This window comes from Sphaerisporangium sp. NPDC049002 (genome assembly GCF_040649355.1).
GTDB lineage: Bacteria > Actinomycetota > Actinomycetes > Streptosporangiales > Streptosporangiaceae > Sphaerisporangium.
Genome location: NZ_JBEZFH010000088.1, coordinates 16812 through 27710 on the forward strand (window position 1 = coordinate 16812; position 10899 = coordinate 27710).

A 10899-nucleotide genomic window follows, 5' to 3' on the forward strand; every position below is an offset into this window, starting at 1 on the left:
TGGGGCCGTCACCGCCGGCAACCGAGCCTCGGAGTGGTCGCCGAATCCCGCTGTGAGACTCGGTCTCCCTCAACTGATGTGAGCGCTAACAATCAGTAGTCTCGGCGTTTACCTCTCTTCGTCGACTGATTGGAGGTGGTGTGCAGCGGAGCAAATACGACGCCCCACTGCCTTGTCAAGGGACGGTCTTTCCGTCCCTGCCGTGCCTTGTGTGTCGAAGGCACTCTCGTTTGCTCTTACCAGGATCGGGGCGCACTCCTGACAGGGTCTGTTCGTGATGAAACATTCATCGACCGGCGATGGTGATATTGCCTCATCGGGGCCGATGGGGCCACTTCGGCAGGCTGAAGAATCGGGCGGAGGGGGGCAGGAGACTTGACGGTTCTCGTTGCTTCGTATTTGCTCCGCCACACAACCACTCGGCCCGGCCCACGCGGAGGGGGGCACTCGATCCATCAGTTCAATGTTAGCGCTAACATTTCACCCGTCCCCCTGGCCGGCCGCGCGACCCCCGGAGGCCACGGGTGGAGTACGACATGAACGGTGGACGTGGCTATGTGGGGGGTCTGGGGCGTCGTTCCGGGCCGGCAGGCCCGCTTCCGACAGCATCGACGGAGCCGACTTCACCCGCTCAGCCCGGCATTCACCTCCGTGTATCTCTCTGACACCTAGTAGCTAGAGGAATCAGATGCGCAGAATCCTAGGAATGGCACTGGCGGCCGTACTGGCCGCGGGGTCCATGGTCGCGATCGCCGGTGAGACGTCGCCGGTCGCCGCTCTGGACAACGGCCTGGCCCGTACGCCCCAGATGGGCTGGAACGACTGGAACAGCTTCGGCTGCAACGTCAACGACGGTCTGGTCCGGCAGAGCGCGGACGCCATGGTCTCCAGCGGCATGGCGGCGGCGGGCTACACCTACGTCAACATCGACGACTGCTGGTCCACCAAGAGCCGGAATTCCAGTGGGGACCTGGTCGCCGACCCGCAGAAGTTCCCGAGCGGCATCAAGGCCGTCGCAGACTACGTCCACTCCAAGGGGTTGAAGCTCGGCATCTACTCGTCGGCCGGGACCACCACCTGCGCGGGCTACCCGGCGAGCCTGGGTAACGAGCGGAGGGACGCGGCCCTTTGGGCGTCCTGGGGGATCGACTACCTCAAGTACGACAACTGCGGCGACCACCAGGGCAAGAACGGGCAGCAGCGGTACTCGGCCATGCGGGACGCGCTGGCCGCGACCGGACGTCCTATCGTGTACAGCCTGTGCAACTGGGGGCAGGAGAGCGTGTGGACCTGGGGTATGCCCGTGGGCAACTCCTGGCGCAACACGGGTGACATCGGGTCGAACTGGAACTCGATCATGGGCATCTTGGATCAGCAGGTCGGGCTCGACGGGTATTCGGGTCCGGGCGGCTGGAACGACCCCGACATGCTGGAGGTCGGCGTCGGCTCTGTGACGGGGACCGAGGGCAGGGCGCACTTCAGCCTGTGGTCGCTGCTGAACGCGCCGCTCATCGCCGGAAACGACATCCGCACGATGAGCGCCGACACCCGCACGATCCTCACCAACACCGAGGTCATCGCGGTCAACCAGGACTGGGGAGGCAGGCAGGGCTACAAGATCAGCGACAACGGGAACCTGGAGGTCTGGCGCAAGCCGATGTCCAACGGCTCGGCCGCGGTCGTGCTGCTCAACCGGAGCACTTCGACCGCGACGGTCTCCACCACCGCCTCCGCCCTGGGGCTGGGGTCCGCGTCCTCCTATTCGGTGCGCGACCTGTGGGCGCACACGACGACCTCCTCCTCCGCGACGATCAGCGCGTCGGTACCAGGGCATGGGGCGGCCATGTACATCGTGAGCGGAGGGGGAACCCCCAGCCCCAGCCCGACGCCGACTGCTCCGGGTACAGGCGCGATCAAGGGCGCGGGCTCGGGCAGGTGCCTGGACGTCACGGGTTCCTCTCAGGCCAACGGTACGCAGGCGCAGATCTGGGACTGCAACGGCCAGGCCAACCAGCAGTGGACGCCGAACGCCTCCGGTGAGCTGCGGGTCTACGGCAACAAGTGCCTGGATGTGTACAACCGGGGCACCGCCGACGGTACGAACGTGATCATCTGGGACTGCAACGGGCAGAACAACCAGCAGTGGCGGTTCAACACCGATGGCACCATCACCGCCGTCGGCGCGAACAAGTGCCTGGACGTGCCCGACAACGCCACGGCCAACGGCACCAAACTCATCATCTGGTCCTGCAACGGTGGAGCGAACCAGCGCTGGACCCGCACCTGACCCCTCACACGCACCTTCGCGGGGGCGGCCGTGCGGCCTCCGCGAAGGCGTCCATCATGTCGGCCGCGCGACCTTGTTAGCGCTAACAGGCACTCGGCACTTCGTAGGACAACCCGGGAGTACTCATGAAGATCCCCCGCGTCCGGCTCTGGCTCTCCGCCGTGGCCGCCGCACTGGTGGCCGCGGTCGGCGCGGCCGGCCCGCTGACCACGACCGCCGCCAATGCCGCGGCCGGATGCCGCGTCGAGTACACGGTGAGCAGTCAATGGCAGGGTGGTTTCGGTGCGAACGTGAACATCACCAATCTGGGTGACCCGGTCAGCGGGTGGCGGCTGACGTGGTCGTTCGCTGCCGGACAGACGGTCACCCAGCTGTGGAACGGCTCGGTGACCCAGTCAGGGGCCCAGGTCACGGTCACCAGCGTCAGCTACAACGGGACGCTGGCCACCGGGGCGAGCACGGCCTTCGGCTTCAACGGCACCTGGAACGGCAGCAACCCGGTGCCAGGGAGCTTCGCCCTGAACGGCACCAGCTGCACCGGCGGCGTGACCACCTCGCCCAGCCCTTCGCCCAGCACGTCTCCGAGCTCCTCGCCCTCATCGTCTCCGGGCGGCGGGTCGCTGCCGTGTGACATCTACGCTTCGGGTGGCACGCCGTGTATCGCCGCGCACAGCACGGTGCGGGCGCTCTACGGTTCCTACAACGGCAACCTCTACCAGGTCAGGCGCTCGTCCGACAATACGACCAGGAACATCGGGGTGCTGAGCGCGGGCGGCTCCGCCAACGCCGCGGCCCAGGACTCCTTCTGCGCCGGCACGTCCTGTGTCACCACCGTCATCTACGACCAATCCGGCCGTGGCAACAACCTGGCCTACCAAGGGTCCGGTGGAGTCGGTGGCGCCGCGAGCCCCGCGAGCGCGACCACGGAAACGCTGACGGTGGGGGGCAGCAAGGCCTACTCGCTGTACATCAACCCGGGCAATAGCTACTGGAGGGACGGCCACCTGACGGGCGTGCCGACCGGCGCCTCGCCCGAAGGGATGTACATGGTGACCAGCGGCACGCACGTCAACAGCGGCTGCTGCTTCGACTACGGCAACAGCGAGACCACCAGGAGAGCAGACGGTGCGGGCGCCATGGACGCGATCTACTTCGGCACGAGCTGCTGGTTCGGCGGGTGCTCCGGATCCGGCCCGTGGGTCCAGGCCGACCTCGAATGGGGGCTCTACCCGGGCGGAAGCCAGTCGTGGAACCCGAACCAGAGGGCCTTCACGAGCAAGTTCGTCACGGCGATGCTGAAGAACAACGGGACGTCGCGATTCGCGATCAAGGGCGGCAACGCCCAGTCCGGCGGCATGACCACGTTGTGGGACGGCGGGCTTCCGAGCGGATACAGCCCCATGAAGAAGCAGGGGGCCATCATCCTGGGAAGCGGCGGTGACTGCTGCATCGACAACAGGAACCAGAGCGCGGGGACGTTCTACGAAGGAGCCATGGTCTCTGGCTACCCGTCCGACGCCACCGAGAACGCCGTGCAGGCCAACATCACCGCCGCCGGCTACCGCTAGGCCGCTACGGATCGCCCGGTTCGCGGCTCCGGTGCGGCGGGACCCGCCGCACCGGAGGCACCCTCCCCAGGATCGAAGTGCACACCTTGTTCGGACCACCCTGGCTCAACTAGGCGGCCTTCACGGCGGCCCGGTCGATGATCGTGGTGAGGTCCAGGCCGGGGGGAAGGGTGCCGAAGGCGTGGCCCCAGTCGCCATCCAGCCGGGAGGCGCAGAAGGCGTCGGCGACGGCCGGGTGACTGTGCCTGACCAGCAAGGACGCCTGGAGGACAAGGGTGAGCCTTTCGGCGACCCGGCGGGCGTGGTGATCGGCGGTGGCCATGTCGGCGAGGGACTTCTTGGTCTCGCCGATGGCGGCGTCGAGGCGGCGGTCGGCGCCCGCGGCGAGATCCACCTCCTCGAAGAAGGCGTCGAGAGCGTGGGGTTCCTTCTCGATGGACCGGAGCACGTCCAGCGCGGCGACGTTGCCCGACCCCTCCCAGATGCCGTTGAGCGGGGACTCCCGGAACAGCCGCGGCATCTGCGACTCCTCGACGTACCCGTTGCCGCCGAGGCACTCCAGCGCCTCGGCCGCGTGTACCGGGGCGCGCTTGCACACCCAGTACTTGGCGGCGGCCAGAGCCGTGCGGCGCAGCACGCCCTCGCCGGTCTCGCCGCGGATCGCCTTGTCGGTGGCCCCGGCCAGGCGCATCATGACGGCGGTGGCCGCCTCCGACTCAAGCACCAGGTCGGCGAGCACGTTGCGCATCAGGGGCTGTCCGGCGAGCGCCCTGCCGAACGCCTTGCGATGGGTGGCGTGGTGGACGGCCCGCGTCACCCCGTACCGCATGCCCGAGGCCGAGCCGATGACGCAGTCGAGCCGGGTCATGTTGACCATCTCGATGATGGTCCTGACCCCCCGGCCCTCCTCGCCGACCAGGTAGGCCGCCGCGCCCTCGTACTCCACCTCGGCCGAGGCGTTGGACCTGTTGCCGAGCTTGTCCTTCAGGCGCATGATCCGCATGGCGTTGCGCGAGCCGTCCGGCAGCACGCGGGGGAGCAGGAAGCACGAGAGCCCGCCCGGGGCCTGCGCGAGGATCAGGAAGACGTCGCACATCGGGGCCGAGTTGAACCACTTGTGCCCGGTGATGGCCCAGGTGCCGTCGCCGAGCGGTTCGGCCCTGGTGGTGTTCGCGCGGACGTCCGAGCCGCCCTGCTTCTCGGTCATCGCCATTCCCGCGAGTACGCCGCGCTTGGCGGAGGCCGGCCGCAGGCCGAAGTCGTAGTTCCTGGACGCCAGCGGCCCCTCCCACTCGGCCGCCAGGGCAGGGGTGTGCCGCAGCGCCGCCACGCTGGCGTACGTCATAGAGATCGGGCAGCCGTGACCCGCCTCCACCTGCGACCACACGTAGAACTTGGCGGCGCGGGCCACGTGGGCTCCGGGCCGGGGCGAGGTCCAGGGGGTGGCGTGCAGGCCGTGGCCGACGGCAACCGCCATCAGTTCGTGCCACGCGGGATGGAACTCCACCTCGTCGATCCGGTTGCCGTACCGGTCGTGGCTGCGCAGGACGGGCGGGTGCTCGTTGGCGAGACGGCCCCACTCCTGCGCCCTGGACGACCCGGCGAGCGTGCCGAGGGTGCGCAGCTCTCCGAGCGCCCAGTCGGCGCCCTCGCGCTTCACGCCCTCCACCAGGCTCGGGTCGGCGGAGACGTCGTGGCCGGTGAGCGGGGGGGCCTGGTTGAAGACATCGTGTGTCAAGGGAGCCTCCGGGTGAATCGACGCGCACTTCTGGGTCGCGAAGCACACTTCTTGATACGCGCTTCGCCATCCATCTCAACATTTCGCGGGAACAGTGGGATGCTCGGGTGGCTTAGCGAGGAGGGGTGGGGCCGGTGGAGGCGCCTGGGCAAACCGACGACCGGTCGCTTCACCAGCGCGTCGTGGGCGGGGACGAGAGCGCCTTGGGCGAGGTGCACGACCGGCTGTACTCACTGGTGCTGGGGCTCGCGCTGCGGGTCACGCGCGACCGGGTGATCGCCGAGGACATCGTCCAGGAGGTCTTCGTCACCTTCTGGGAGCGCCCGCTGGCCTTCGACCCCGACCGGGGCTCGCTGCGCTCGTGGCTCGCGACGATCGCCCACCGGCGCGCCGTCGACCACGTCCGCACCGAGGAGCGCCACCGGGTCTCGGCACTCGGCCCGCGCCTGGCGGAGCCGGAGCCGAGCCCGCTCGAAGAGTGGGTCCTCGCCGCCGACGAGGTCGCCCGGGTGCGGCTCGCGGTCAGCCGGCTTCCCAGTGGCCTGCGCGAGGCCATCGAGCTGGCGTACTACCGTGGCCGTACCTACCGCCAGGCGGCGGAGGATCTCGGCCTGCCGGAGGGGACCGTGAAGTCCCGGATCCGCCTGGGCCTTCGCAGGCTCGCCGACGAGCTTGCCGAAGAGGAGGTGTGACGGTGGATCGCGACCCGGGACCCGGCGAGAAGATCCCCGGCACCCCCGACCCGTTCACACGCCTGAGCCTCGACATGATGTCCGTGGCCGTCGACGGACCGCCTCACGGCTCCCTGGCGCGGCTGCTGGCGGCCGCGCGCTCCGCCCGCCGTCCGGCCGTCGTCACCGGGTTCGCCGCCTCGTACGCCGGGCGGGTCGCCGCCATGGACGCCCTGCTCGCATCCGCCTCGCCCGGCGACTGGTCACGCAAGATCGTCGAGGGCTGGACACTCCAGCAGCTCGTGGGCCACCTGGCCGCCACCGACAGCCTGGTCGCCGCCGCGATCGGCGCCCCGGTGGCCGGTCCGCCGCTGGCCGCCAACGACACCCTGGGCCGCACCGCCGACATGATCGCCTTCGTTGACGGCCTGACGCCCGAGCGCACCCGTGCCGAGTGGCGCGCCCAGGCGGAGGCGATCTGCGAGCGCGCGGCCACGATGGAGCCCGCCACACCGGTCGACCCGGGTGGCATGAGCTTCCCGGTGTCCGACCACCTGCTCGCCCGCATGCTGGAGACCTGGATCCACACCCACGACGCCGCCACGGTGATCGGGCTGTCCCTTCCCCGGCCGCTCTCCGAGCACCTGCACCCGACGGCCGACTTCTGCGCGCGGCTGCTCCCCTGGACGATGCTGCTCTCCGGCGTCGACGGCGGAGGCCGCGCCGTACGGCTCACGCTGACCGGGCCCGGCGGAGGTGCCTGGCACGTTCCCCTCGACGTCGCCCGCACGGCCGTACCCGACGACGGTTCTCCGGCGCACGCCGAGCTCACCTGCGACGTGGTGAAGTTCTGCTTCCTCCTCGGCGGGCGCGGCACCCCCGCCACGATCCCCGCGGGGGTGGCGGGGGACGCCGCCCTGGCCCGCGACGTGCTGGAGGCGGCCCCCGCCCTGTCGGGCCCCTGACGGCGGGATTCCTCCTTTCGGAGGATCGGACTGGCGGGGACATCGCGCTAGATTCGTTGGCATGAACGATCCGGGTGGTATGCGCGCCTCGGACGCCGAGCGCGAGGCCGTGGTGGAGCGGCTCAGGGAAGCGTCCGTCGAAGGACGTCTGACGCTGTCGGAGCTGACCGAGCGCACCGAGGCCGCCTACCTCGCCACCAGCCACGCCGAGCTGGCCCAGCTCACGGCCGACCTGCCGGGGGCCGCCGACGCCCGGCCGTTCCCCGCGAGCGCCCCCGCGTCCCCCCGCCCCGGCGTGGCCAGGCGCTGGTACGTCGCGGTCATGGGCGACACCAAGCGGCGCGGCAAGTGGCGGGTCGACCAGGAGATCGGCGCGGTCGCGGTGATGGGCGACGTGACGATCGACCTGCGCGAGGCGGAGGTGCGCTCCAATGAGGTCGACATCGTCGCCACGGTGATGATGGGGAGCGTGAAGATCATCGTCCCGGACGGCGTGGACGTCGACCTGAGCGGCGTCGCCATCATGGGGGACAAGAAGGTCAACGTCCTGGAGGCGCCTCCCGGGCAGAACGTCCCGGTGATCCGGGTCCGTGCGTACGTCCTGATGGGCGACGTCAAGGTCATCGGCGACTCCCGCGCCAAGCCCATCAACCGGGTGCGGGCCGCCTGGAACGAGTGGGCGGGGGAGCGGCGGGAGCTGGTCCGCGAGGAGCTGCGTGCCCTCCACGCGCAGCGTCACGAGCTTCACCGGGCCTACCATGACGCGATGCGCGAGCAGCGTCACGAGTGGCGCGAGCAGCGCCGCCAGGCCCGCAGAGACACCCGCCGGGGCGGCCCCCCGATGCCGCCGTTCCCTCCCGAGCCCCCGTATCCGCCCCGCCCGTAGCAGTGCTGGGGCTCGGGCGGACCGGCGCCGGCTACGCCGTCCCATACCCGCCCCGCTCGTAGCGGGGTCACGGCAACCGGCGGAGACGGCCTCTGGTTCGTTCGGATCGGCCGGTCAGGTGCCGGCGGCGGCCGCCGCCGCTTCGGCGGTCTGGATGGCCTTGCGAAGGGCCTGCGGCACCGGGGCCACCACCTCCGACAGCTCGTCGCTCCGCTTGCGGAGGGCGCGCCACTGGGCCCGGGGCCGGACGGTACGGAGCCTCACCGCCGCCGCGAGGGCCGCGAGCGCGGCGTCCCTCGGGTCGAGCCGCGACGCGGGCTGCCCGGCGCGCAGGGCCGTGGACGCCATACCGACCAGTTGCCTCACCACGCGGGTGTCGCGAACGCTCACCCGGGCCGTGGGGAAGACGCCGAGGAAGCGGCCGTGCTCCACGCGGATCCAGCCGCCGGACTCCAGCCGGTCGCGCACCTCCCGCGCGGTGGCGCCCGAGCCCTTGCTCACCCAGTGCTGCCAGGTGCGCCGCCGCGAGCCGGCGATCTGCTGGAGCACGCCGTCGAGCAGGGGATCGGCCACCGCCGGGGTGCGGGCGACCGGTCCGCCGGTCGCGTCGGCGAGGTGGCCCTGGATCAGCAGCTCGGCGAGGACGCCCGCGCGCAGGAGGTAGCCGAGGTGCCGGCGCTCGGCCGTGCGCCCCCGCTCGGTGTCGTAAGCGAGCAGGTAGACCCGCTCATGCAGGGACTCGGGTATGTTCACCGGTCACTCCTCTCCCTCACCGGTGTGTCCACCACCGGTGTGTCCAGCGCCGATGTGGTCGTCGCTCGCCGCTTCGGCGCTGTCGTCGTCTTTCGGGGGGCGGCCACGACGGGGCATGCGCCCCACGTCGCCGGGGAGCCGGCCGGAGCTCGCGAGGGCCCGGCGGAGCAGGAACTCGATCTGCGCGTTCGTGCTGCGGAGCTCGTCCCCCGCCCACCGGGTTATCGCGTCGTGAACGGCCGGGTCGAGCCGCAGGAGGATCTTCTTCCGCTCGCTCACTGGTACAGGGAGCCGGTGTTGACGACCGGCTGCACATCCCTGTCGCCGCACAGCACGACGAGCAGGTTGCTCACCATGGTCGCCTTCCGCTCGTCGTCGAGGTCGACGACGTCCGCCGCGTCGAGCCGGTGCAGGGCCGCCTCGACCATGCCCACCGCCCCCTCCACGATCTGCCGCCTGGCGGCGACCACCGCGCCGGCCTGCTGGCGTCGCAGCATGGCCTGGGCGATCTCCGGGGCGTACGACAGGCGGGTGATCCGCGACTCGATGACCTTGACCCCGGCCGACGCGACGCGCGCGGAGATCTCGGCCGACAGCCTGCCGGTGATCTCGTCGGCGTTGTCGCGGAGCGAGAGCTGGCCGGTGTCGTGGGAATCGTACGGGTAGCTGCCCGCGATGTGGCGGACGGCCGTCTCCGTCTGGATGGAGACGAACTCCACGAAGTCGTCGACCTCGAAGACCGCCTTCGCGGTGTCCTCCACCTGCCACACCACGACCGCGGCCATCTCGATCGGGTTGCCGTCGGCGTCGTTGACCTTGGCGACGCCGGTCTCGTGGTTGCGGATCCTGGTCGAGATCTTCCGCTTCTGCGTGAACGGGACCACCCAGCGCAGTCCGTCAGTGCGCACCGTGCCGAGGTAGCGGCCGAGGAGCTGCACGACCCTGGCCTCCCCGGGGGCGATCGCCATCATGCCGCTGAGCAGCAGGACCGCCGCCACCAGCAGGAAGATCCCCACCGGCACCAGAACGGCGGACCCACCCTCGTTCGCCCGGTTCAGCAGCAGGACGCCCGCGATCGCCATGAGCACGATCAGGCCGAGCATGGGCCAGCCGGACACGCTGAGCGGTCGCCGCTCGCTCACCTGCGGCGCCGGCATCTCCACGGCCACCTTGTCGATCTTCTCCATCGCTGCCACCGTCCGTCGTGGATTGTCGTCGATAGGCAAAACCATAGCAAAGTGATATCACTTTTCCAACCCCCGGTCCGGCCGGTGACGTGGCGGTGTCCTCGGGCGCGATCTTCACCGAGGCCCGCGCCAGCCGCCGCTGAACGGCCGTGTCCAACTTAGCGATCATGGAAGCTTCTCCCGTCCAGACGGCACGTCGTCGCCGTATCGGTCCGATCGGGGTGTTACAACGAAGATGATCGACTGGCCGAGGGACCACCCGTGAGGGTCGTGAGGTCGTCGAGGTCTCCTCCCCCCTCAAGTCGGCCTAGGGATGAGGAGCTCATGAGGAATCTCCTGCCGGTGCCGCGGCGGCGTGCCGCGGCTTCGCGACCGGCGCAGGCGCGGGTGGACGGGACGGGGGCGATTCCCACCGCGGGCCCGTCCCGGTTGTTCCTCTCGGCGGTCCTCGCGTTCGTCCCGGTGATGGCCGCGCTCGTCGCCACCCAGGCCGGTGCGCGCGCGCCGCAACCGCGCGTGAGCCTGGGGGCCGCCGGCGCCTTCGCGGTCCTGGCCGGGAGCACCGTCACCAACACCGGCTCCAGTGCGGTCACCGGGGATCTCGGCCTGAGCCCGGGTACGTCCGTGACCGGCTTCCCGCCCGGCACGGTGGCGGGAACCATCCACGCGGCCGACGCCGCCGCCGCGCAGGCGCAGGCCGACCTGACCGCCGCCTACGACGACGCCGCCTCCCGGACCCCCGCCACCACCGTGCCGACAGAACTCGGCGGGACCACTCTGACGCCCGGCGCCTGGGTGAAGTCCGCCTCCTTCATCGAGGCGTTCCGGAGGATGGCCCCCGTCA

General features: G+C 70.4%; 10 protein-coding genes. 6 read left to right on the forward strand and 4 right to left on the reverse strand.

What is annotated here, in order from left to right; translation table 11 throughout:
* The first annotated feature begins 688 nt into the window (after positions 1–688).
* Together AB0B89_RS18880 and AB0B89_RS18885 are read left to right on the forward strand one after the other, a co-directional pair.
* Complete coding sequence (locus AB0B89_RS18880; protein ID WP_358554028.1) at positions 689–2287, forward strand: lectin; 1599 nt, start codon at positions 689–691, stop codon at positions 2285–2287.
* Positions 2288–2412: 125 nt separating this feature from the next.
* Complete coding sequence (locus tag AB0B89_RS18885) at positions 2413–3855, forward strand: arabinofuranosidase catalytic domain-containing protein (protein ID WP_358554031.1); 1443 nt, start codon at positions 2413–2415, stop codon at positions 3853–3855.
* 109 nt (positions 3856–3964) lie between these two features.
* Here AB0B89_RS18885 and AB0B89_RS18890 read toward each other — a convergent pair whose 3' ends face one another.
* A complete protein-coding gene (locus AB0B89_RS18890; RefSeq protein WP_358554034.1) occupies positions 3965–5593 on the reverse strand; it encodes an isovaleryl-CoA dehydrogenase in 1629 nt (542 codons plus the stop codon).
* A 134-nt stretch (positions 5594–5727) separates the two neighbouring features.
* Between AB0B89_RS18890 and AB0B89_RS18895 the strand changes: the two genes are divergently transcribed.
* The 3 genes from AB0B89_RS18895 to AB0B89_RS18905 all read left to right on the forward strand — a co-directional run bounded on the left by AB0B89_RS18895 (position 5728) and on the right by AB0B89_RS18905 (position 8115).
* Positions 5728–6285: a sigma-70 family RNA polymerase sigma factor gene (locus AB0B89_RS18895; protein WP_358554037.1), complete on the forward strand. Its 558-nt coding sequence runs from the start codon at positions 5728–5730 to the stop codon at positions 6283–6285.
* Positions 6286–6287: 2 nt separating this feature from the next.
* A complete protein-coding gene (locus AB0B89_RS18900) occupies positions 6288–7229 on the forward strand; it encodes a maleylpyruvate isomerase family mycothiol-dependent enzyme (protein WP_358554039.1) in 942 nt (313 codons plus the stop codon).
* Positions 7230–7290: 61 nt separating this feature from the next.
* Positions 7291–8115, forward strand: a complete 825-nt coding sequence (locus AB0B89_RS18905; protein WP_358554042.1) for a DUF1707 domain-containing protein — start codon at positions 7291–7293, stop codon at positions 8113–8115.
* A gap of 114 nt (positions 8116–8229) precedes the next feature.
* On the opposite strand, the gene AB0B89_RS18910 is transcribed toward AB0B89_RS18905, so the two are convergent.
* The 3 genes from AB0B89_RS18910 to AB0B89_RS18920 are packed head-to-tail and all read right to left on the reverse strand — an operon-like array spanning position 8230 to position 10055.
* Entirely contained in the window at positions 8230–8868 is a 639-nt protein-coding gene (locus AB0B89_RS18910) for a GPP34 family phosphoprotein (protein ID WP_358554045.1), read from the reverse strand.
* Between the two features lie 3 nt (positions 8869–8871).
* Positions 8872–9147, reverse strand: coding sequence for a hypothetical protein (locus tag AB0B89_RS18915; protein WP_358554048.1), 276 nt, complete (start codon positions 9145–9147; stop codon positions 8872–8874).
* A complete protein-coding gene (locus tag AB0B89_RS18920; protein WP_358554051.1) occupies positions 9144–10055 on the reverse strand; it encodes an SPFH domain-containing protein in 912 nt (303 codons plus the stop codon). Before AB0B89_RS18920 ends, AB0B89_RS18915 begins: the two co-directional genes overlap by 4 nt.
* Positions 10056–10379: 324 nt before the next feature.
* Between AB0B89_RS18920 and AB0B89_RS18925 the strand changes: the two genes are divergently transcribed.
* Positions 10380–10899, forward strand: a 520-nt coding sequence (locus AB0B89_RS18925) for an ice-binding family protein (RefSeq protein WP_358554054.1), incomplete at its 3' end; no start/stop codon positions are given.

Excerpts from the sequence above, each read along its gene's own strand:
- AB0B89_RS18880 (WP_358554028.1), top strand. The coding sequence starts at position 689 with ATGCGCAGAATCCTAGGAATGGCACTGGCGGCCGTACTGGCCGCGGGG.
- AB0B89_RS18885 (WP_358554031.1), top strand. The coding sequence starts at position 2,413 with ATGAAGATCCCCCGCGTCCGGCTCTGGCTCTCCGCCGTGGCCGCCGCA.
- AB0B89_RS18905 (WP_358554042.1), top strand. The coding sequence starts at position 7,291 with ATGAACGATCCGGGTGGTATGCGCGCCTCGGACGCCGAGCGCGAGGCC.
- AB0B89_RS18920 (WP_358554051.1), bottom strand. The coding sequence starts at position 10,055 with ATGGAGAAGATCGACAAGGTGGCCGTGGAGATGCCGGCGCCGCAGGTG.